At 68.9% G+C, this 21,606-nt stretch carries 22 protein-coding genes; 9 read left to right on the top strand and 13 right to left on the bottom strand.

The genetic code is table 11. The features are described from left to right. Positions 1–55: 55 nt before the first annotated feature. From CL52_RS03675 to CL52_RS03710, 8 genes are all read right to left on the bottom strand, one after another. Entirely contained in the window at positions 56–1,510 is a 1,455-nt protein-coding gene (locus tag CL52_RS03675; RefSeq protein WP_041103716.1) for an ATP-binding protein, read from the bottom strand. Next, complete coding sequence (locus tag CL52_RS03680) at positions 1,510–2,166, bottom strand: response regulator (RefSeq protein WP_041103718.1); 657 nt, start codon at positions 2,164–2,166, stop codon at positions 1,510–1,512. Before CL52_RS03680 ends, CL52_RS03675 begins: the two co-directional genes overlap by 1 nt. A 129-nt stretch (positions 2,167–2,295) precedes the next feature. Further along, positions 2,296–2,946 carry a tetratricopeptide repeat protein gene (locus CL52_RS03685; protein WP_043218581.1) on the bottom strand — a complete coding sequence of 217 codons (651 nt, stop codon included), beginning with the start codon at positions 2,944–2,946 and terminating at the stop codon, positions 2,296–2,298. After that, entirely contained in the window at positions 2,943–3,782 is an 840-nt protein-coding gene (locus CL52_RS03690; protein ID WP_043218584.1) for an SDR family oxidoreductase, read from the bottom strand. Before CL52_RS03690 ends, CL52_RS03685 begins: the two co-directional genes overlap by 4 nt. After that, on the bottom strand, positions 3,769–4,440 hold the full coding sequence (locus CL52_RS03695) for an iron-containing redox enzyme family protein (protein WP_041103724.1): 672 nt from the start codon (positions 4,438–4,440) through the stop codon (positions 3,769–3,771). The genes CL52_RS03690 and CL52_RS03695 overlap by 14 nt, the downstream gene beginning before the upstream one ends. 8 nt (positions 4,441–4,448) lie before the next feature. Beyond that, a complete protein-coding gene (locus CL52_RS03700) occupies positions 4,449–5,903 on the bottom strand; it encodes an AMP-binding protein (RefSeq protein ID WP_043218586.1) in 1,455 nt (484 codons plus the stop codon). Next, a complete protein-coding gene (locus tag CL52_RS03705) occupies positions 5,887–6,576 on the bottom strand; it encodes a thermostable hemolysin (protein WP_041103728.1) in 690 nt (229 codons plus the stop codon). Before CL52_RS03705 ends, CL52_RS03700 begins: the two co-directional genes overlap by 17 nt. A 121-nt stretch (positions 6,577–6,697) precedes the next feature. After that, the gene (locus CL52_RS03710; protein ID WP_061337042.1) at positions 6,698–7,087 is read right to left on the bottom strand and encodes a YkvA family protein; all 390 of its coding nucleotides are present in this window, start codon (positions 7,085–7,087) and stop codon (positions 6,698–6,700) included. 77 nt (positions 7,088–7,164) lie between these two features. On the opposite strand from CL52_RS03710, the gene CL52_RS03715 reads away from it, so the two are divergent. Together CL52_RS03715 and CL52_RS03720 are read left to right on the top strand one after the other, a co-directional pair. Continuing rightward, a complete protein-coding gene (locus CL52_RS03715) occupies positions 7,165–8,106 on the top strand; it encodes an SdiA-regulated domain-containing protein (RefSeq protein ID WP_043222919.1) in 942 nt (313 codons plus the stop codon). 155 nt (positions 8,107–8,261) lie between these two features. Beyond that, complete coding sequence (locus CL52_RS03720; protein WP_235366396.1) at positions 8,262–8,675, top strand: hypothetical protein; 414 nt, start codon at positions 8,262–8,264, stop codon at positions 8,673–8,675. Between the two features lie 77 nt (positions 8,676–8,752). Here the strand turns inward: CL52_RS03720 and CL52_RS03725 are convergent, their stop codons facing one another. Both CL52_RS03725 and CL52_RS03730 read right to left on the bottom strand, forming a co-directional pair. Beyond that, the gene (locus CL52_RS03725; protein ID WP_376748555.1) at positions 8,753–9,415 is read right to left on the bottom strand and encodes a phosphatase PAP2 family protein; all 663 of its coding nucleotides are present in this window, start codon (positions 9,413–9,415) and stop codon (positions 8,753–8,755) included. 117 nt (positions 9,416–9,532) lie between these two features. Beyond that, positions 9,533–11,491, bottom strand: a complete 1,959-nt coding sequence (locus tag CL52_RS03730; protein WP_043218590.1) for an LTA synthase family protein — start codon at positions 11,489–11,491, stop codon at positions 9,533–9,535. A 102-nt stretch (positions 11,492–11,593) separates the two neighbouring features. Here CL52_RS03730 and CL52_RS03735 point away from each other — a divergent pair, with 102 nt between their 5' ends. The 6 genes from CL52_RS03735 to CL52_RS03760 all read left to right on the top strand — a co-directional run bounded on the left by CL52_RS03735 (position 11,594) and on the right by CL52_RS03760 (position 17,593). Next, positions 11,594–12,277, top strand: a complete 684-nt coding sequence (locus tag CL52_RS03735) for a response regulator transcription factor (RefSeq protein WP_041103734.1) — start codon at positions 11,594–11,596, stop codon at positions 12,275–12,277. Beyond that, positions 12,267–13,535 (top strand): sensor histidine kinase, encoded by a 1,269-nt coding sequence (locus tag CL52_RS03740; RefSeq protein ID WP_043218596.1) that lies wholly within the window; start codon positions 12,267–12,269, stop codon positions 13,533–13,535. The genes CL52_RS03735 and CL52_RS03740 overlap by 11 nt, the downstream gene beginning before the upstream one ends. Positions 13,536–13,617: 82 nt before the next feature. Further along, positions 13,618–14,295 carry a class I SAM-dependent methyltransferase gene (locus CL52_RS03745; RefSeq protein ID WP_041103737.1) on the top strand — a complete coding sequence of 226 codons (678 nt, stop codon included), beginning with the start codon at positions 13,618–13,620 and terminating at the stop codon, positions 14,293–14,295. 2 nt (positions 14,296–14,297) lie between these two features. Then, positions 14,298–15,023 (top strand): lipopolysaccharide kinase InaA family protein, encoded by a 726-nt coding sequence (locus CL52_RS03750; RefSeq protein WP_043218597.1) that lies wholly within the window; start codon positions 14,298–14,300, stop codon positions 15,021–15,023. After that, the gene (locus tag CL52_RS03755; protein WP_041103741.1) at positions 15,013–15,408 is read left to right on the top strand and encodes a diacylglycerol kinase; all 396 of its coding nucleotides are present in this window, start codon (positions 15,013–15,015) and stop codon (positions 15,406–15,408) included. The genes CL52_RS03750 and CL52_RS03755 overlap by 11 nt, the downstream gene beginning before the upstream one ends. 31 nt (positions 15,409–15,439) lie before the next feature. Further along, a complete protein-coding gene (locus CL52_RS03760; protein WP_052264513.1) occupies positions 15,440–17,593 on the top strand; it encodes an LTA synthase family protein in 2,154 nt (717 codons plus the stop codon). Positions 17,594–18,418: 825 nt separating this feature from the next. Here CL52_RS03760 and CL52_RS03765 read toward each other — a convergent pair. Genes CL52_RS03765 through CL52_RS03775 form a run of 3 tightly spaced genes read right to left on the bottom strand, consistent with a single transcriptional unit; the run spans position 18,419 to position 19,860 of the window. Next, positions 18,419–18,874 (bottom strand): periplasmic heavy metal sensor, encoded by a 456-nt coding sequence (locus tag CL52_RS03765; RefSeq protein WP_043218598.1) that lies wholly within the window; start codon positions 18,872–18,874, stop codon positions 18,419–18,421. Positions 18,875–18,917: 43 nt separating this feature from the next. Beyond that, positions 18,918–19,445, bottom strand: coding sequence for a diheme cytochrome c (locus CL52_RS03770; RefSeq protein WP_043218599.1), 528 nt, complete (start codon positions 19,443–19,445; stop codon positions 18,918–18,920). A gap of 10 nt (positions 19,446–19,455) precedes the next feature. Further along, on the bottom strand, positions 19,456–19,860 hold the full coding sequence (locus tag CL52_RS03775; RefSeq protein WP_043218600.1) for a DUF1924 domain-containing protein: 405 nt from the start codon (positions 19,858–19,860) through the stop codon (positions 19,456–19,458). Between the two features lie 138 nt (positions 19,861–19,998). On the opposite strand from CL52_RS03775, the gene CL52_RS03780 reads away from it, so the two are divergent. Further along, positions 19,999–21,543 (top strand): 2Fe-2S iron-sulfur cluster-binding protein, encoded by a 1,545-nt coding sequence (locus CL52_RS03780; protein WP_043218601.1) that lies wholly within the window; start codon positions 19,999–20,001, stop codon positions 21,541–21,543. Positions 21,544–21,606 lie beyond the last annotated feature (63 nt).

Genomic DNA, 21,606 nt, shown 5'->3' on the forward strand with positions numbered 1-21,606 from the left:
ACGCACTCCATGTAGGGGAATGCCGACAGTCTAGAGCGGCCAGCTTAAGCGAAGCTTAGCGAGCGACCGACTGTACTGCGGCGAGCTGTCGCGGTAGCCGTACGCCCGCCTGCAGGCCGCCGAGTGGCGACTCGGTCAACTGGATGCTGGCGCCGTGCAGCTCGACGATGCGCGCGACGATGGCCAGCCCGAGCCCGGCGCCCTGGCCATCGCCCTGACGGTAGAAGCGTTCGAACAGCTTGTCGCGCTGCTCGACCGGGACGCCGGGGCCGCTGTCGTCCACCCGCAGCATGATGGCATCGTCCGTTGCCTGCAGGCCGACCTGGATCTGCCCGCCGGCCGGCGTGTACTGCAGCGCATTGCTGACCAGATTCTGCAGCAGGGTGCTCAGCGCGGCGGCGTCGCCGGTGAGCTGGTAATCGGCGCTTTCGTCCGCCTCGAGCGTGAGTTCCTGGCCGCGCGCCAGCGCCAAGGGCGTCAGTTCGGCGAGCGTTTCGCGGCACAGCGGGAGCAGGTCCAGTGCTTCGAGGCGCAGGCGTTGCGCGCTGGGCTCCAGGCGGGCCAGCGTGAGCAGCTGGGCGACCACACGGGTGGTGCGGTCGACCCCCGCCAGGAGCTGTTGCAGCGCCTGTTCGCGGTCCTCCGGCTGTTCGGCCTGCAACGCGTTCTGCGCATGAATGCGCAGCACCGCCAGCGGCGTGCGCAGCTCGTGGGCGGCATCGGCGATGAAGCGCTTCTCGCGCTCGAGCAGCTGGTGGACCTGCTGCAACAGCCGGTTGAGCGAGGCGGCGACCGGCTCCAGCTCGCGTGGCAACGGCGCCAGCAGCAGCGGCGCGAGGTGCTGCGGGTCGCGGTTGCGCAGCAGCTCGGCCATGCGCGCCAGCGGGCGCAGGCCCCAGCCCACGGCGAGCCAGAGCAGCAGGGCGAGCAGTGGCAGGCCGAGCAGATCGGGCATCAGGCTGCGGCGGGCGATCTTGCCAACCAGTTCGCCGCGCACGTCGCCGCGCTCGCCGACCAGAATCCACAGGTCGTCCTGCGCGTCGTGCAGCAGGAACAGCCGCCAGAGATGCGGGCCGAGGCGTACGTCGTGATAACCGGCGGCAAGCCCGGCGAAGGGCTCGCTCAGGTCGCTGTCGGCCGGCTGGCCGCTGGCATCGAGCAGCTGGCGCAACTCACCCTCCGGAGCGCCAGCCGACTGCAGCAACAGCTGCCCCTGGCGATCGAACACCTTGAAGCCCAGCTTGCTTTCGTAGGCGTGGCCGGGCAGCCCGCGACCGACACTGGCCGCCTCGTCGAGCGCCTGCTGCAGGCGGCGGCGCGCTTCGCTGTCGAGATCGCGTACCACCAGGCCCTGCACCAGCCGCGCGCTGTGCGCCAGCTGCGCATCGAACAGCTCCTCGGTCTCGTGGCGAGCGTCGCGGTAGCTCTGCCAGGAGATCAGCGACAGCGACAGCACCAGCGTGCCGACCACCAGCGCCAGGGTGCGGCTGCGGATCGAGCGCCGCAGCATCACTTGTCCACCAGATAACCGACGCCGCGCACGGTGCGGATCAGCTCGGGAAAGAATTTCTTGCGCAGGTGATGGATGTGCACTTCCAGCGCATTGCTCTCGACGTCCTCGTCCCAGCCATAGAGCACCTGCTGCAGCTTGTCGCGAGTCAGCACCCGGCCGGGCTGGGCCAGCAGTTCGTGGAGCAGGACGAATTCCTTGCGCGGCAGGTTGACCGGGTTGCCCTGGTAGCTGACCTGCTGGTTGACCGGATCGAGCAGGATGTCGCGGTAGGCCAGCACCGGCTCTGCCCGGTTGAAGCTGCGCCGCAGCAGCGCACGCAGGCGCGCCTTGAGTTCGGCGACATCGAAGGGTTTGACCAGGTAGTCATCGGCCCCGGCATCGAGCCCGGCGATGCGGTCGGCGGTGGCATCGCGTGCGGTGAGCACCAGCACCGGCACCGGATTGGCCTCGGCGCGCAGACGCCGGAGCACCTCGAGCCCGTCGAGTCGCGGCAGGCCGAGGTCGAGCACGGCGAGGTCGAAGCTCTCGTGGGTCAGCGCATGCAAGGCGCTGGCGCCATCCTGCAGCCAGTCGACGGTATAGCCTTCGGGCTTGAGCGCGGTGCGGATGCCTTCGCCGAGCGCCGGGTCGTCTTCCACCAGCAATAGGCGCATGTGATCTCCTGAAGGGTGAGCAGCCAGGCGGACGCGCCGGGCGCGCCCTTGTCTGGCGGAGTATGGCAGCGGCCGGGGCGGCCGGGGAGGGGGCGTGGCGGTCCGCCAGGGCAGCCGCCACGACGGCGATCAGCGCAGCTTGGTCTCGACCTCGTCGAGCAACCGCTGGGCCTCTTCACGGCGCCCGGCATCGGCCGTCTCGCGACCGGGCCGTGGCGGCGCGGCGAGCGCCTTGCGCAGCGCGACGCGGGCTTCGCCGTAGCGCTTCTGGCGCAGCAGGAAGTCGCCGTGGAAATAGTTCGGGTCGATGCCGTTCGGGTTCAGCGCCAGGGCCTGCTTGAACAGCGCTTCGGCCTTGTCGTCATCGCCGAAGCCGATCGGCCAGCCGGGCACCTGGTAGTAGAGGCTCGCCAGGCTGGTGTAGGCCGAGCCATCGAGCGCGTTCGGATCAAGCTCGATGGCCTGCTCGAACTCGGCCTTGGCCTGCTTGACCAGGCCCAGTGCGCCGAGGCCGCCCTTGGCGCCGGCCCAGGTGCTCAGCACGATGCCATGCCAGATGTGCAGTTCGGCGGCATTCGGCTCGGCGGCCACGGCCTGTTTCGCCTCGTCGGCGAGTTTGGCGAAGGCCGCCTCGCGCTTTGCCTCGGGGGTCTGGTAGTTGATCTCGGCCCAGCGCTGCTGGAGGGTGTGCAACGCCTGCGCACCGGCAGGCTCCAGAGCCAGCGCGGGCTGGCCGAGCGTCAGCAGCAGTGCGGCGATCAGTAACGGGTGGCGGGTCATCGGGAATCTCCGGGCAGGGTATCTGAAGGGGCCGGCGGGGTGCGCGGGCGGTCGGCGTCGGCGAAGCGCTTGACCACCGGCAGCTGCTTGCGCAGCGCCTGGTCGACCAGCCGCGGGAGGATGCCGTTGAGGCGCACGAAGAGCTTTTCCGGCCAGCCCAGGTACAGCTCCTCGCGCTCGCGGACGATGGCCCGCAGGATTTCCTCGGCGACCTGCTGCGGGTCGTCCATCTCGACTTTCAGCGCGTCGTTCATTGCCACCACCTGGGCACTGTTCATCGCCGTGCGCGTGGCCCGGGGCGCGATGTAGAGCACCTTGATCCGGCTGTCGGCGAGTTCACGGCGCAGCGCTTCGGAGAAGCCGCGCAGGGCGAACTTGCTGGCGCAGTAGGCGGTGAAGCCGGGAAAGCCGATCGAACCGAAGGTCGAGCCGAGGTTGACCAGCAGTGCCCGCGGCTGCTGGTGCAGCAGCGGCAGCAGCAGGTGGGTCAGCTGCAGCGTGGCCGTCACGTTGACTTCGATCAGCCGCGCGATGGCATCCTCGCTCTGCTGCTCGAGCAGGCTGAACTGGTTGATCCCGGCGGCATTGATCACGCAATCGACGCCGCCCTGGCGACGCACGGCATCGGCCACCTGCTGGCGGTCCTGGGCGCGCGTGAGGTCGGCGTAGACCAGGCTGACCTGGCCGGGGAAACGCTGCGCGAGGTACTCCAGCGCCTCGCCCGAGCGCCCCGCGAGCAGCAGCTTGGCGCCCGCGCCACAGAGCCGCTCCACCAGTATCTGGCCGATCCCGCCACTGGCGCCGGTGAGCAGGATGCGCGTGTCACGCAGCTGCATGGCCGTGCTCCGGTGCGGTCAGGCTGCGGAAGATGTCGCCATACAGGCGGTACACCACGCGTGCGGTATGTACCACCGCGGCCTTGTCGGCCTCGTCGTCGAGGCGGTTCATCAGCTTCTTGAAGAACTCGATGTGCTCCATGTCCAGGCTGCCGTGGGAGGTCAGGTAGCTGAACGCCTTGGCCGGCAGGCCGAGCTTGTCCTGCAGCACGCCGGCGGCCTGGGTCGCCAGCGCGATGCTGGTGCCTTCGAGCACATTGACCATGCCGAAGAAGCTCGCCGGGTTGTGTCGGGCGATGCGGTCGTAGACGTAGGCCACCATCAGTTCGGTGGGCAGCGCGGGCTGGCCGTTGCGCACCGCCTCGGCATCGCCGCCGCAGGCGCGGATGTCATTGAGGATCCACTCCTGGTGGCCGATCTCTTCCTCGATGTATTCGGCAATCGCCTCGCGCAGCCACTCGAGCCGCTCGGGCAGGCGCGCACCGCAGGCCATCAGCAGCGGCACGGTGTGCTTGACGTGGTGGTAGGCCTGGGTCAGGAAGGCAATGTACTGCTCGCGGGTGGCGGTGCCGGCCAGCGCGGCGTGAATGATCGGCGAGGCCAGCAGGTACTCGCGTTCGGCGCTGGTCTGGTGTTGCAACTGATCGAAGAAATCCATGAGAGACCTCACTGAAGGGAAGGCATAAGGGTGTCGAGCGTGGTGCGATAACGGCTCAGCAGCGCCGGGCGCCGCAGCCGGCCATTGGCCGTGGCGAGGCCGTTGTCGGCACGGAAGGGTTCGCTGGCACGCAGCCAGCGGTGCACCCGGGCGTAATCCGGCAGGCCGGCGTTGACCTGGCTCACCGCCGCCTGCAATTCGGCATCGCTGCAATCGGCGCGGCGGGGTACCAGCACCGCGACGTTCTGCGGCAGCGCCTCGCCATGCAGCCAGGCCTGGGCGATCGGCGCCTGCTGGATCAGCTCGGCCTCCACCCATTCGGGATTGACGTTGCGCCCGTAGGCGGTGACGAACTGGTGCTTCTTGCGCCCATGCAGGACCAGGAAACCGTCCTCGAAATGGCCGAGGTCACCGGTGGCCAGCCAGTCGTCGTGCAGCGGCGGCTCACCGAGATAACCGAGCATGTGCGGGCCCTTGACCAGCACCTCGCCATCTTCGGCCAGACGCAGCTCGACGTGCGGCAGCGGCCGGCCGACCGTGCCGATGCGCCGTGCCACGGGAGTGTTCAGGCAGACCACCGAGGCGCATTCGGACAAGCCGTAGCCCTCGAACACCGGCAGGCCGAGACGCTCGGCACGCTCGAGCAGTTGCGGCGCGACGCGGCCACCGCCGACCGCAATGAAGCGCAGCGCCGGTGGCAGCGGCAGGCCCTGCTCGGCAGCGCTGATCAGCGCCAGCAAGAGCTGCGGCAGCAGGATCAGGCTGTGCGGGCGGCTCTCGTTGAGCGTGCCGAGAAAACGCGGCAGATCGAAGCCCGCCGCACCGCTGAAGCCGACCTCGGCCAGCGGCCGCAGCTCGACGCGGGCGCCGGCCAGCAACGGTGCGTAGAGCCCGGCGATGTTTTCCAGCAGGGTCGCCAGCGGCAGCACGCACAGGTGATGCTCCACCGCGCAGGGCAGGCTGGCCTGCCACAGGCTCTCGGCCACCGCGAGCTGTGCGCGTGCATCCAGGCACACGCCCTTGGGCTGGCCGGTGGTGCCGGAGGTATAGGTGATTTTCAGGGTGCCGGGCGGCACCGCGGTGACGGCGCCCGGCTGACGCAGGTACAGGCCGGGCTCCTGGGCGGTGAAGCCGCTGCGCTCGATCGGTGCCGGGGTCGCCCCGATCAGGCAATCGATGCCCGCGTGCTCCAGCACGTGCGCCTGCTGCGCCGGCGAAAAAAAGCCCGGCAGCGGTACGCAGACCAGCCCGGCGCGCAGCAGGGCGAGGTCCCACAGCGCCCATTCCAGGCCGTTGTCCAGGGCCAGCGCGACGCGCGCGACGCCGAGCGCTTCGAGCCGGCTGGCACGGGCGGCGACCTCGTGGCGCAGTTCGGCATAGCTCAGCTGGCGCGTGCCCTCGCTCAGGGCCATGCCGCTGTGCTGTTCAAGGGCCGTCCAGAAGCGTTCAGCTGCAGGCTGCATGGGGCACCTCGCCGGTATCGAACAGCGGCTGATAGCCAAGCCGGGCGTACACGCCGAGCTGCAGCAGATGCTGGTGGCCGGGCAGGATCTCGCCGGCCATCACCTGCGGGCGGCTGGCGTAGTAGCTGCCCCAGTCCGGCAGCTCGTCGCCCATTCGTGCCGGATCGGCCAGGCCCAGGGGCAGCGGCGTCAGCGCCAGACGCTGGAAGCTGTTGAGCAGCGCCGGAGTACCGGTGAACACCACCCAGCGGAAGCCCTGGGCGACCAGCAGGTCGGTCAGCGCGACGATCAACAGGCGTGCCGAGGCATTGCCGAAGGCGGCCAGGTTGCCGACCTCGACGATCTCCTCGCGGGGGATCGCCCGGCCGCTGCGTAGGCTGACGGCCTCTTCGATCGGTGCGTCCAGATAACGCTCGAGAAACAGCGGCCGGCGCCGCGCGCTGCGCAGGCCGACGGCGCCCTGCACGGTGCCGTCTTCGTCGTGCAGGCCAAGCAGGCAAGGCATGAAGTGCTTCACGTGCGCCCCGTAGTGCTCGGCGAAGCGCTGGTGGATGAAGGCTTCCAGCGCCATGCGGCGCTCGCCTTGATCGGGTTGGGCCAGTTGCAGGGTCATCGGCCGCTCGCGGCCGATGCGTGCCAGTACGTCAGTGTGATCAACCCAGGGGAGTTCCATTCGGGGAACCTCGGTTCAGGAATCTGGGCTGGAGTCTGCGGCGGCAAACTTAAGGCAGTCTTAAGCGGCGAGCGCTGTTCTGGCGGCGCTCGACCGTTACGTTTTTTTCACAAGGCGCTGGTTATGGTCGGCCTTGCCCGAGCAGCCAGTAGCCGGCCAGCGCGGCGCCGAGCAGCCAGATCAGCACGACTGCCACGGCACCGGCGCGACTGGTCGGGCGGGCCGCACGCCGTGCCTCCCAGGCCAGCGCCTGCTCTCGGCTTTCGGCCAGCACCTGCGGCGGCGTCAGGCGCAGTACCAGCCAGATGCCCAGCGGCAGAAGCAGCAGGTCGTCGAGGTAGCCGAGCAGCGGAATGAAGTCGGGGATCAGGTCGATCGGGCTCAGGGCGTAGGCGACGATGGCCAGGGTCAGCAGGCGCAGCCACCAGGGCAGCGCCGGGTGGCGGGCGCAGAACCAGAGCGCCATGACGTCGCGCTTGAGGGCACGGGCCCAGCCTTGGAGGCGGGCCATGAAACGGGACAGCACGGGCACTGGACGCTCCTTACCGAACAGAACTGGCGGCGCCAGGACGAGGAAGTACCACGATGATGCAGATCTCCCTTTACCCCGGGCAACGCCTGAAGCTGCGGTTCGGCCGGCGTCGGCTGTTCGGCCTGCTGGCGCTGCTGGTCGGCCTGGGCGTCGGTGTGGCGTTGCACTGGGACGAGCGGCTGTACTTCTACCTGACCCGGCAGATGAACGTCACCGATCAGGGCGTCGCCAATCGCTGGCTGCCCGCCTACCGGGTGCAGATCGACGCCAAGCCGATCGAGGGCATCGCACGCAACCTGTCGGCCATCACCTATGACACCGACCTTGACCGCCTGTTGGGCGTGGTCAACGGTGGGCCGACCGAAATCGTCGCGCTGAGCAAGACCGGCGAGCTGCTCGAGCGCTATCCGCTGCAGGGTTTTGGCGACATTGAAGGGCTCACCTACATGGGCGGCGGGCGCGTGGCGGTGTCCGACGAACGGGCCCAGCAGGTGAGCATCTTCCAGTTGCCGGCCGTGCCGCGCACCATCGACAGCGCCGAGGCCAGGTTCTTTTCCCTGGGCATCAACCTCAACGGCAACAAGGGTTTCGAAGGGGTGACCTACGATGCCGCGGGCGACCGCATGTTCATCGTCAAGGAGCGCGACCCGCGCCAGCTCTACGAGGTCGATGGCGTGGCGGCAAGCCTCGACGGGGGGCTGCAGCTGAAGGTGCGCGACCACAGCGACTGGATCACGGGCCAGGTGTTCGCCACCGACCTTTCGGACATCCACTTCGATGCCGCCACCGGCCACCTGATTCTGCTCAGCGACGAGTCGCATCTGGTGATGGAGCTCAGCGGCGACGGGCGGATGCTCAGCTACCGCAGCCTCAACGGCCTGTTCAGCGATCTGAAACGCTCGGCACCGCAGCCCGAAGGCGTGACGATCGACAATGACGGCACGCTTTACGTGGTCAGCGAGCCGAACCTGTTCTACAGCTTTCGCCGCGAGGGCTGAAGCCAGCGGCCTCGCCGCTGGTCGAGTGGCAGGCCGGCGCCCGCGGCTTCACGTTTCATTCACGCCGGTTTGACGGAACCCTGACGGCGCCCCGCGCAGACTGCCTCGGATGCCGCGCGCTGCCTGCGTGCGGTCGCCTCCTGCAGGGTGATTCGATGTTCATGCGCCGTTTGCCTGATTGCTCTTCGACCCGGCCTCGCGCGGGGCGGCCTGCCGCTGCGCCGCGGGCGCTGTTGTTCGCCGCACTGGTGCTGGTGGGCTGTCAGGGTGACCCCGCTCAGCTCGCCGGCGACGGCTATCCGCCGGCCTACCTCGAGGGCTATGGTGCCGGTTGCAGCAGCGGCCGCCAGGCCGCCGGCGCCATGGCCGCATTTCGCAAGGACGTGTCGCGCTACCTCAGCCAGCCGCTCTATGCGCAGGGCTGGGATGACGGCTATCGCCAGTGCGAGGCGCTGCCGCTGGGCAGCGGTGGCCTGCCGTCGCGGCGTGGCGATGCCTGGCAGCGCCAGCGTGACCGCGAGTGGCGTCATCAGGTCGACCAAGACCGGGCCGAGGCCTTCCATCGCTGAGCCAGCGGCTGAGGTCCAGACGAAAAAAAGGCGCAGGGGCAACTGCACCCTGCGCCTTTGTCGTTTCCGGCGGCTGACTAGAGCGCGGGCTCGACGGCGACGGCACCTTGCAGAGCCGGCGCCGGCCGATAGAGCACCAGGCGGTAGCAGGCCAGGCAGATCGTCCAGTCGAACAGCAGCGTCCACAGGTTGTGCGAGAGGAAGTGCGCGCCCTGCATGACCCGGCCCAGCGACATCACCGTGCCCAGGCCCAGTGCCAGCCCCAGCGCGTAGCGCGCCAGGCGCGGGCGGCGGTCGCGCAACACGAAGAACAGCGCCAGCAGCGAGAAGCCCGCCGAGGCGTGCCCGCCGGGCCAGCAGCGACCGGGCTTGAGCGTAGGTGCGCGTTCGGCCAGCAGCGGCGTGAAGGTCTCCTGGCCGCCAAAGTCGGTCAGGCTCCAGGGGCAATGCACGCCGGTCAGGGCCTTGAGCGGGGTGACGATGCTGGTCGACACGCCGAGTGCCAGCACCAGGTAACCCAGCGAGCGGCGCCAGCGCGCCAGGCGCGTCGGCAGCAGGCTGACCAGAAAGCCGGCGATGGCCAGCACGCCGATGACGATCACCGCCTGCTTGACGCGGTCGTGCAGGAAGTCCTCGAGCAGCCAGCTGTGTCGGCCGACGAAACCGACGCCCGGCTCGTAGAACAGCCGGGAGAAGGCGAAGTCGAGTTCGCTGGGGTCGCCGATCAGCAGTGCCAGCATCAGCGCGGCGGGCACGCCGAAACCAAGGACGAAATTGTACGGGCGGCTGCTTTCGCAGCGGTCGGGTAGGCGGGGCATCGGAACTCCAGAGGCGCCCTGGTCGGGCGCCGGGTCGGTCTAGCGTTGGCTGAGCTGATCGGCGTGCGGTGCTGGCGCCCGCCAGCTCAGCAGGCCCTGGCGGTAGTCGTGGCTCGCGCCCTGGTAGTAGGCGATGTCGCGCTGCACCAGCGGGTCGCTCAGCGGCGCCTCGGATTCGCGGCTCGAGCGCAGCGCCTCGTCATGCCGACGTACCTGCAGGCGCGGGCTGAGGATCGCCAGGTCGCGGCCGTCGAACAGGCCCAGGTGCTGGTAGTTGCCGATCAGTGCGCGTCCCGGCGCGGCATCCTCGCGCAACAGGTTGCGGCCGAAGAAGGTCGACACGTAATCCATGTTCAGCAGGCCGAGCAGAGTCGGGGCCAGGTCGATCTGGCTGGCCAGCCCGGTGAACTCGCGCGGCTCGATCAGGCCCGGCGCGTAGACGAACAGCGGAATGTGGTAGTTGGCCACCGGCAGGTCCTGCGAGCCGGCGCTGCCGGCGGTATGGTCGGCGACGAAGACGAACAGCGTGTCCTTGAACCAGGGCTTGCGCCGCGCCTTGTCGAGGAACTGGCCGATGGCGTAGTCGGTGTACTTCACCGCACCTTCGCGGCCCTCGCCGGAGGGGATGTCGATGCGGCCGTCCGGGTAGGTGTAGGGGCGGTGGTTGGAGGTGGTCAGCAGCTGCAGCAGGAACGGCTTGCCGGCGGCGTGGTCGGCATCGGCCTCGCGCATGGCCAGGGCATAGAGGTCCTCGTCGGCCATGCCCCAGGCATTCTTGAAGTGGATGTCCGCTTCGTCGGCGCTGCTCTGGTCGACCACGCGGTAGCCGTTGCCGCCGAAGAAGGCGCTCATGTTGTCGAAATAGCCGCGCCCACCGTAGAGGAACACGCTGTCGTAACCCTGGGCGCCGAGTTGCTGGCCGAGGCTGGCGAAGCCGCTCTCGCGACCGATGCGCTTGACGATCGAGCGCCCCGGAGTCGGCGGCACGGACAGGGTGATCGCCTCCAGGCCACGGGTGGTGCGCGTGCCGGTGGCGTAGAAGTTGGTGAAGGTCAGGCTGTGCTTGCGCAGCTCGTCGAGGTTGGGGGTCAGCCCGCGCGCGTCGCCGAAGCTGCCCAGGTACTTGGCGCTGAGGCTCTCGATGGTCACCAGCACGACGTTCAGATGACGCGGCTGGCCGGGGTTGTCGATCGCCCGGCGGATGTCCAGCGGGTCTTTGCCGAGGAAGCGCGCATTCGGCTCGGCGACTTCCCGGCGCAGGCGGCTGCCGATCTCGGCGTCGGGCAGCGTGGCGTAGAACTGCGGATAGTCCAGCTCGTTGTTGCGAAAGGCGGCGAAGAACTGGAACGGGCCGTTGCTCGCCAGCTCGCGCTGGTAGGCGTTGCCGCCGCTGCCGCGCGGAAAGTCCTGGCCAACCACCAGTGCCGCGGCCAGTGCCAGGCCCGCTACGCCGGCCAGCGTCGCCAGGCTCCCGCGCCAGGGCAGGCTCGGTGCGGCAAGGGCGCGGCTGACCGGCCGCTGCAGGGCCAGGCCGAGTGCCAGGGCCAGGGCGGCGAGCAGGCCGAGCAGGGTGAAGAGCGGGTAGGACTCCATGATGTTGTGGATGACCTCGTCGGAGTAGACCAGGTAATCCACCGCGATGAAGTTGAAGCGCACGCCGAACTCGTCCCAGAACAGCCACTCGGCCACCGCGGTGAACAGCATCGCGTAGAGGCTCAGCACCAGCAGCAGGCGCAGGCCGAGCCGGTGCCAGCGGCTGGCCCAGACCTTTCGCGGGCAGAGCGCGAGATACAGCGCCAGCGGCACGGCGGCAAAGGCCAGGTAGGCCAGGTCGTAGATCGCGCCTTCGGCATAGATGCGCAGGATGTCGAGCGGGCCGGCGGTCGCCTCCTGCCAGTGCGCGACGAGCAACGCCGAGCGGGTCAGCACGAAGGTGCCGAGCCAGAGGCCCAGAAGCAGGGCGAGATAACGAAGCTGAGCATGTCGGGGAAAAGGCATCGTATGATCCACGGCTAAGGACGAACGCGGCGAAGTCTGCGAGTGCGTCCGTGAGCCCTTCGTAAAGAAGCCGTGAAAAAATCGTCATAGCCGCGAACCGATATGCGAATCCTCGTCATCGAAGACAACCGCGACATCCTCGCCAACGTGCTCGACTACCTCGAGCTCAAGGGCTACCTCGTCGATTGCGCCCAGGACGGCCTGAGCGGCCTGCATCTGGCGGCCACCCAGGACTACGACCTGATCGTGCTGGACATCATGCTGCCCGGTATCGACGGCTATCAGGTGTGCCAGCGCCTGCGCGACGATGCGCGGCGCGACACGCCGATCATCATGCTCACCGCCCGCGATGCGCTGCCCGATCGCATCAAGGGGCTCGAGGCCGGCGCCGACGACTACCTGGTCAAGCCCTTCGCCCTGTCCGAGCTGGTCGCCCGCATCGAAGCGGTGCTGCGCCGCAGCCAGGGTTCCCGGCGCCGGCAGCTGCAGGTCGGCGACCTCGTCTATGACCTCGACACCCTGGCGGTGAGCCGCGGCGGTGTGCCGATCCGGCTCAACCCCATCGGCCACAAGCTGCTCGCCATCCTCATGCAGCGCAGCCCGGCGGTGGTGCGGCGCGAGGCGCTCGAGGAAGCCCTGTGGGGCGACAACGTGCCCGACAGCGACAGCCTGCGCAGCCACATCCACCAGCTGCGCCAGGCGCTGGACAAACCCTTCGAGCGGCCGCTGCTGCACACGGTGCATGGCGTCGGCTTCCGCCTGGCGGAGCAGAGCGATGCTCGCTAAGCAGCCTTTCGCCCGCCGCATCGTCATTGCCTTCACGCTGATGACGCTGCTGGTCAGCGGCATGTTCTCGCTTGGGATCGTCGCGGTGGTCTATTCCATCGAGTCGCAGCTGGTGACCGAGGAAATGGGCCGCGAGATGGACACCGTCCTGCATGAGGACCTGCCCAGCGGCCAGCCGCCGCGGCTGGATGCGCGCACCCTGTTCTTCAGCACCGCGCTACCGGAGCACCCGCTGCCCGACGGCTTCGCCGCGCTGGCCGAAGGTTTCACCGAGGTGGTGCGCGGCAACGAGGCGTACTACGTCTACGTGCGCGACCTGGATGGCGAGCGCTATGTGCTGATGGAGGAGCAGAACGAGTTCGAGGAGCGCGAGAACGCCCTGTTCAACACCGTGCTCGCCGGCTTCGTGCTCAGCGTGCTCGGCGCCTGGCTGCTCGGCCGGCTGATGGCGGACAAGGTGATGGCGCCGGTGAGCCGCCTGGCGCTGCAGGTACGTCATCGCGACCAGTTGCATCCACTGGCGCCGCCGCTGGCCCTGCAGTACGCCGACGACGAGGTCGGCCATCTGGCCGCGGCCTTCGACAGCACGCTCGGCCAGCTGCGCCAGACGCTCGAGCGCGAACGGCTGTTCACCGCCGACGTCAGCCATGAGCTGCGCACCCCGCTGATGGTGGTGCTCGGGGCCTGCGAACTGCTGCTGGCCGGCGAGCTGCCCGAGCGCTCGCGGCGCCAGGCCGAGCGTATCCAGCGCGCCGCCGAAGAAATGCAGGCGCTGGTCGAGACCTTTCTTCTGCTGGCACGCTCGCGCCCCGATCAGCAGCTCGCCTTTGGCGGCAGCGCCAGCCTGGACGAGGTGGCGCGTGAGCAGAGCGAGCGCTGGGCGCCGCCGATGCGCGAGAAGGGGCTGGCCTTCGAGGTGGTTCGCGAAGGCGACGACGAGAGGCTGTACAACCACACGCTGCTCGGCACGGTGATGTCCAACCTGTTGCGCAACGCACTGCACTACACCGACAGCGGCGGCATCCGCCTGGTGCTCGAACGCGGCGGCTTTCGTGTCGAGGACAGCGGCGTCGGCATTCCGCCGGAGCAGCAGGAACGCATGTTCCAGCCGTTCGTGCGCGGTGCCGAGAATCGCGGCGAGGGCCTCGGCCTCGGGCTTTCGCTGGTGCGCAGGATCTGCGCGCACCAGGGCTGGCAGGTGCGCGTGCAGGCGCAGCAACCGTGCGGCAGCTGTTTCAGCGTGGCGCTCGGTTCTTGACGTTTTTTTCACAGTCTTTTGACGGGGCCTTGATGGCGGTCAGGCTAGGTTGGGGCGTGACCTTCATAGAGCGGTGCCCGTCATGCCTCGATCCAACCCCATCGAACTGGACTTTTCCCGCAAGTACGACCGCGACCACGCCTACCAGTACCTGCACAAGCACCAGGACGGCATCGCGCGGCGCCTGTCGCACTGGCGCGACGAACAGCTCGCCCGCTGGGCGCTGACCCGCGCCGGCGAACCGGACCTGGTGCTCGATCTGCCCTGCGGCGCCGGGCGCTTCTGGCCGCTGCTGGCCGAGCACCCCAGCCGGATGATCTTTGCCGCCGACAACTCGGCCGACATGCTGGCCGTCGCCCAGAGCGAGCAGCCGCCTGAAGTGGTCGCGCGGGTCGAGACCTTTCAGACCTCGGCGTTCGACATCGACATGCACGACAGTGCGGTGGACTCGATCTTCTGCATGCGTCTGCTGCATCACGTGGCCGACCCGCAGCACCGGCTGGCGATGCTGCGCGAATTCCACCGCGTCACCCGCGACACCCTGATCCTCTCGCTGTGGGTCGACGGCAACTACAAGGCGTGGAAGCGCAAGCGCCTGGAGCGCCGGCGCCCGGCCAAGGAAAACCAGAACCGCTTCGTGGTACCGCGCGGGCTGGTCGAGGCGGAATTCGCCGAGGCCGGCTTCGATATCCTCGGCCACCGCGACTTCCTGCCCGGCTACGCGATGTGGCGGGTCTACGTACTGCGCAAGCGGAGCTGACCATGGGCATGCCATTGGTGATACCCGGAGCGCAGGCGCAGGCCAGCACCTTTCAGCGCTGGTGGGAGGCGCAGGGCGAGTGGGTCGAGGAGCCCAACCGGCGGCGTGACGGCGAGAGTGGCGTCAAGCGCCTGCGCCTGGCCGATCCGCAACGGCCGCTGCTGTATTGCAAGCGCCAGACCGGCCACCTGTACCGCTCGCTGGCGCACCCGTTCGGCCGCCCCACGGCGCTGCGCGAATACCAGGCGCTGCGCGCCCTGGAGCGGCTCGGCATCCGGGTACCGCGGGTGGTCTACTGCGCGGCGCAGCGTCCGGCCGGGCAATGGCAGGCGTTGCTGGTCACCGAGGAGCTGAGCGGCTTCGTCAGCCTCGAGCAGTGGTATCAGGACGCGCGTCACCTGCGTGATGCCGCGGTGCAGGCCCGGCTGCTGCAGCGCCTGGGTGAAATGCTCGCGCGCCTGCATCGGGCCGGCTGGCAGCACGGCTGCCTCTACCCCAAGCACATCTTCCTGCGCGTGGACGGCGAAGGTGCGGACGCACAGGTCGAGGTGGCGCTGCTCGATCTGGAGAAATGCCGCCGGCGCCTGTGGCCTCGGCAGGCCTCGCGACGCGACATGGACCAGCTGCGCCGGCGTGCCCCGGCGATCTCGACCGGCGACTGGGCCGCGCTGCAGGCGCACTACCAGGCGGCCCTGCTCGGCGCCCAAGAGGTCGACGATGGACACTGAACCGTTAGCCGAGTCGCTCGATGCGGCCACGCTCAAGGGGCGCCAGGGCTTGCGGCGTATCGTCCAGGCCGGCGGCTATTCGCTGGCCGGGCTGCGCGCGGCCTATGTGGGCGAGGCGGCCTTCCGCCAGGTGGTGTTGCTCAACCTGCTGCTGATCCCGCTGGCGTTTCTGCTCGATGTCAGCCGCGTCGAGCGCGCCGTGCTGATCGCTGTGGTGCTCCTGGCGCCGATCGTCGAGCTGCTCAACTCGGCGATCGAGGCCACCGTCGACCGCATCTCGCTGGAACTGCACCCGCTGTCCAAGCGCGCCAAGGACATGGGCAGCGCCGCCCAGCTGCTGACCATGACGCTTATCGCCGTGGTCTGGGCGGTGATCCTGCTTTGAGTCCTCTTCCGATCTGCCCAGGAACCCTTTCATGACCGATGGAATCGCTCGCGCCTCGGCCGGCCAGCCAGGCCTGCGCCACCACCTGCTGTTCATGACCGGCAGCGCGCTTGCGCTGCTGGTGTTGTTCTCCCTGCTGCGCCTGGCGCTCTTGCTGTTCAACCGCGAGCTGCTCGGTGATGCCAGCCTGGGAACCCTGCTCGAAGGCTTCGGCAACGGCCTGCGCTTCGACCTGCGCCTGCTTGTCTACATCCTCCTGCCGCTTTCGCTGGCGGTGCTCAGCCGCCGGGCGATGGCCGCGCGCAGGCTGCAGCGCGTCTGGCTGGACGTTTGCGCCAGCCTGGTGATCCTGCTCGGGATGATCGAGCTGAACTTCTACCAGGAGTTTCACCAGCGCCTGAACAGCCTGGTCTTCCAGTACCTGTCCGAAGATCCGGCGACCGTCCTCAGCATGCTCTGGCACGGCTTTCCGGTACTGAAGCTGCTCGGCGTCTGGGGTGGGCTGACGCTGCTCTGGTCGCTGCTGTTCGGCTGGCTCGACCGCCGTTGCCGGCCGCAGGTCGGCGCGCTGGCCAGCAGGCCGCGCAGCCCGGCGCCGCTGGGCTGGCACTGGCGCGGTGCGACGCTGGTCGCGCTGGTGCTGGTCAGCGTGGTCGCCGCCCGTGGCACCCTGCGCCAGGGCCCACCGCTGCGCTGGGGCGATGCCTTCACCACCGACTCGGTGTTCGTCAACCAGCTCGGCCTGAACCCGGCGCTGTCGCTCTACGAGGCGGCGAAGAACCGCTATTCCGATCACCGTGACAACGCCTGGAAAGCCGTACTGCCCGAAGGCGAGGCCCTGGCGCGCACCCGCGTGCTGTTGCTGACCGGCAACGATCGGCTGGTTGACGGCGAGCTGGCCGCGGTGCGCCGCGACTACCAGGCGCCCGAGGCCGGCCGGCTACCGGTGCGCAACGTGGTGGTGATCCTGATGGAGAGCTTTGCCGGGCGGTATGTCGGCGCGCTGGGCAGCCGCGACGGCATCACCCCGAACTTCGACCGGCTGGCCGGCGAGGGCCTGCTGTTCGAGCGCTTCTTCGCCAACGGCACCCACACCCACCAGGGCATGTTCGCCAGCATGGCCTGCTTTCCCAACCTGCCGGGCTTCGAATACCTGATGCAGTCGCCCGAGGGCAGCCACCGCTTCTCCGGCCTGCCGCAACTGCTCAGCGCGCGTGCGTTCAACGATGTCTACGTCTACAACGGCGATTTCGCCTGGGACAACCAGCTGGGCTTTTTCGGCAACCAGGGCATGACCCGTTTCGTCGGCCGCAACGACTATGTCGACCCGGTGGTCTCCGACCCGACCTGGGGCGTTTCCGACCAGGACATGTTCGACCGCGCGGTGCAGGAGCTCGACGCGCTGGGCCAGGACAAACCGTTCTACGCACTGCTGCAGACGCTGTCGAACCACACGCCCTATGCGCTGCCCGATCCGTTGCCGGTGCAGGCGGTCAGCGGGCATGGCTCGCTCGACGAGCACCTGACCGCGATGCGCTACGCCGACTGGGCGCTGGGCCGCTTCTTCGAGCAGGCCCGGCAGAAACCCTGGTTCAACGACACCCTGTTCGTGGTGGTCGGCGACCATGGCTTCGGCGCGCCGGAGCAGCTCACCGAAATGGACCTGTTCCGCTTCCATGTACCGCTGCTGCTGATCGCCCCGGGCGTGACCGAAACCTTTGGTGCGCGGCGCCAGATAGTCGGCACCCAGGTCGACGTGGTGCCGACCATCATGGGCCGTCTCGGGGGCGAAGTGCGCCACCAGTGCTGGGGCCGCGATCTGCTGGCGCTGGACGAGCGCGATCCGGGCTTCGGCATCATCAAACCCTCGGGCAGCGACCAGACCGTGGCGATACTGCGCGGCGACCAGGTACTGGTGCAGCCCAAGGACCTCGAGCCGCGCTTGTACCGCTACCGGCTCGGCACCGATGCCGCGGCCGAGCGCATCGAGGATGCCGCCCGTGCGGCGCCGATGCTGCGTGATTTGCAGGCGTACCTGCAGGTGGCGACCGGCAGTTTGCTGGGCAATACCACGGCCGATCGGGAGCGCGACGAGCAGCCCGCCGCACGCCGGTTGGCGCGTGCCGGTGGGGGGCAGCCGGCAGCGACAGCGGCGCCGGGGAGCCGCCCGCCACGGGAGGGCTGAGTGGTGGGGCTGCAGGTTTAAACGCTACCGCTGCCCCGCAGGTACGTGGCCATTCTTCCTTTATTGAGTTATCGGGGTGTGGCCTGGATCGGCAAGCCTGCAGTTTCAGGCGTTTGATTTCGTTCGAGGGTAGGAGCGGTTGCCGCGTGTGCTGCTGCCTCGGGTTTCGGCCCCCGGCCGAGTCACTTGACTCGCATCGCTCGCCCTTCGGGCCAGCCTGCGGCTGTTGCTCCGCTTCGCTTCGTGTTGCGTTGCTCGCAGGGAAAGCAGCCAAAGAGACAGCGCGCCCGACATCCGGGGCCGCCCGCTTGGCGGCCAGACTTCCTTCGCACTGGTGGCCGGGCTCGGCGCCCTCTCACGACGGGGTGCCTCGGCCCCTTCGTTGCTCGCCAGGCGTCCATGCCTCGCGTCCCCTGCGCAACACCTCCGCTCGGCCTCCTGACGGGATCGAGGTCCGAGTCGCCTGCACAAGAACGAGAAGTGGCTTTGGCGTTGCATTCTGTGCACGACCTGTCATGCCCCTTCAGGAGGGTGAGCGCAGTCGTTGTGTCAGGGCGAGCGGTATGGGCGCGGCGAGAGGACCAGGCGTGCTCTTGTACGCCGTTTCCGGAGCGCGGGTGGAATGCGGGATCCGATGGAGAGACAAGCGTTTTTGCTTGCTTTTTGGGGGCCGGCCATCCGGCGAGTGAAGAAAGTGAATCGCCCCGCAGGGCGAAACGAAGGGTGCAGCCAGCAGCCCCGAAGCGCTTCTGCGAAGGGCTGACGCGTGAAAGTCGGCAGCGCCGAGCCAGCCGCAAAGAGCCCGGCCCGGCGCCCGTGCCGAAGCTATCGCCCCACGGCAACCGCCCCCACGGCATCCTGCGCAGCCAGATAGCCCACCAGCCGATCTCGCTGCCGCGCATCGAGCAACTCGCGCTCAGCCAGCAACTGCTCGACCAGCAACTGCTGGCGCGCCTCGCGCAATTCGGCCAGGCGCGCCTGTTCGCCGGCGATGCGCTGCGGGTCTGCGCGCTCGCCAAGCAGCGCGTCGAGCAGCCGCTGGTGCTGCTCGGCCAGCGCCGTCTCGGCGGCCCGCAGGCGAGCCAGGTAGGGTGCGCGCAGGTCATGCCAGCGGCCGAGCTGTTCGGCGCTCAGCTGCAACTCACGTGACAGCGCGGTCGGCGCGCCGGAAGGCATCGGCAGGCCGTCGGTGGCCAGCTTCTGCCAGGCCAGCGTGCCGAGCACGCCGAGGTTCAGCAGCAGCGACAGTGCCAGGGCGCCGCGCAGGGTAGGGGTCGTCATCGGTTTCTCTCCATGGAATGAACAGGGCGCACAGGCCATCGCCTCAGCGCGGGATCTTCACGTGGTCCTCGTCGAAGTCGCCGCGCTCGGCGTCGCGGTGGCAGGCCACGCAGTTGAAGCGGCCACCGACTGCCTCGCGGGCGAACTTGGCCTCGCTGACCTCGTGGTGCTTGCGCTCGAACCAGCGGGTCTGGCTGATGCGCGGCGGCTCGCCGGCGGTCGGCGACGGCTCGACCGGCAAGCGGTTGGTGGCCGAGGCGCGGACCAGGAAATCGAGGATTTCCTTTTCCTGCACTGGGTCCAGCGAGGCGTTGCTGCCGTAGTGGTCGCCGAGGGTGCGCATCTGCTCGCGCCAGGCATCGGCCGGCAGCAGGCCGGGCGAATAGAGCATGTGGCAGGCGGCGCATTCCTCCTTCCATACCAGCGGTGCGTCGCTGGGCACGGCCAGGCGCTTGGGTCTCTTGTAGTCCTTGCGTTCGTGATGTTCGTCGTCGCCGGCTAGGCTGAAGCCGCCGAGGGTCAGCGCGAGGGCCAGCCCGGTGAGGGTGGCAAGCGCAACGATGCGTTTCATGGGCGTGCTCCTACTTCAGGCCAGTGATCCAGCTGATGAAGTCGCCTTTTTCCTGTGCCGTGCATTCGCGGGCGAAGACATCGTCGCAGTTGCGGCGGAACCACTTCTCGACCTTCTTCAGGTCGGTGAAGCGCTCGGGGTTGGCCACCGGTGCCAGCGGGTCGACCTTGCGGTGCGCGGGGGTCTTGCCGGCCTGGCGCGGGTCGGCGGTATGGCAGGTGGTGCAGCTCATGATCTTGCCGTCGCGCTGCTCCTCGGCGAAGTACAGCGCCTTGCCGCGCTCGGCGGAGAAGCCGGCGAAGGCCGGATCGGCCTGGCGTGCCTGGGTGGCGTAGCCGGGCAAGAGCGGGTGTTCGGTTTCGGCCAGGGCGGGCAGGCTGAGGCAGCAGGCCAGGGCGATCCAGTGGGCTTTCATAAAGCGCTCTCCAGGTGGGTTGAGCGCAGCCTAGCCGGCGCTTCTTACGCGAAGCTGAACGCCGCGCGGCGATGGCGTTCAGCTTCGCTTCAGCTCGGCGGCCTACAAGTGCGGCATCCATCAGAGAGGATCGCCGTCGTGGCCGTTTTCAACCGTTTTCGTCTGTTCCACTGGCTGTTGGCCGGTTTCTTCGTCGCGGTCTACCTGACCGGCGACGATGCCGAGCTACTGCATGTCTGGCTGGGCTACGGCCTGGTCGGGCTGCTGCTCGCGCGGCTGGTGATTGCCCTGCTGCGCCCGCGTGGCTTCCCGCGGTTACTGCCGGCGCAACCACGCAAGCCGAGCCTCGGCGCGTTCGGCAGCTGGCTGACCTTTGCCACCCTGGTCAGCCTGGCGCTGGCCAGCCTGATCGGCCTGGGCATGGTCGATAACGGCGACGTGCTGGCCGACCTGCCGGGCGTCAGCCCGGAGCTGTTCGGTGCCGCCAGTGACATCGATTTCGTCGGCTGGCTGGGCGACCCCGAGGAAGTGCACGAGTTCTTCGCCAACCTGGCGCTGACCCTGGTGGGCCTGCATATCGGCTACGTGCTGCTGCTGCGCCGCAAGCTGGCCTGGTCGATGCTGCGTGGCCCGCGCCAGACGGCGCCGGCGAGTGGCTCGGCGCCTGCCGCAGTGGTCGCGGCGCCGGCTTTCGCTACGCTCGAGGTCAGCGCGCGCCAGGCCGAGACGGCCGATAGCGCTTCGTTCAGCCTGCGTGTGCCGCCGGCGCTCAGGGAACGCTTCGCTGCGCAACCGGGGCAGTTCGTCACCCTGCGTGTGCCCTGCGCCGAGCCACCGCTGCTGCGCTGCTATTCGCTGTCGCAGCCGGTCGGCAACGACGGCACGCTGCGCATCACGGTCAAGCGCGTGCCCGACGGGCGCGCCTCGAACTGGCTGCTCGACCAGCTTCGGCCGGGCGCACGCGTCGAGCTGCTGCCGCCGGCCGGTGTCTTCGTTTCCAGGGATCTGGATGGCGATCACCTGCTGCTCGGCGCCGGCAGCGGTATCACGCCGCTGCGCGCGATCCTCGAGGCGGTGCTCGAGCAGGGGCGCGGTCGGGTGTTCCTGTTCTACGCCAGCCGCGATGCCGAATCGCTGATCTTCGCCGACGAGCTGGCCGCGCTCGCCGCACGCCACCCCGAACGGCTGCAGCTGTGCATCTGGCTCGACGCCGAGCAGGGCGTGCCGAGCAGCCGGGCGATCGCCGAGAAGATCGCCGGCTGGCCGCGCGTCGAAGCCTTTGTCTGTGGCCCGCAGGCCTTCATGGACGGCGCCGTGCAGGCCCTGGCCGAGCACGGCGTGGAGCCGGCGCGCATCCATCTGGAGCGTTTCGCCAGCGCCGCGCCTGCCCCCGCGCGAGGCAACCAAGCGCGCGCCAGCCGCCTGCAGGTGACCCTCGACGGCCGCCGCCGCGAGCTTGACGTACAGCCGGGCGAGGCGCTGCTCGAAGCCATGGAAGCGGTCGGCCTGCAACCGCCGCAGGCCTGCCGCTCCGGCGTATGCGGCGCCTGCCGCTGCCGGGTGGTGGAGGGCGAGGCGCGCATGCGCAGCAACCTGGTGCTCGATAGCGCGCAGCTGCGCCAGGGCTGGGTGCTGGCCTGCCAGGCCGAGCCGGCCAGCGCCCGCCTGGCGGTGGAGTACTAGTGGCCTGTGCGGCTAGTTGGTTAACTCAAGTTCGGATGCACGAGGTTCCGAGACAAGGCGCCG

The organism is Stutzerimonas balearica DSM 6083 (genome assembly GCF_000818015.1).
Lineage (GTDB): Bacteria > Pseudomonadota > Gammaproteobacteria > Pseudomonadales > Pseudomonadaceae > Stutzerimonas > Stutzerimonas balearica.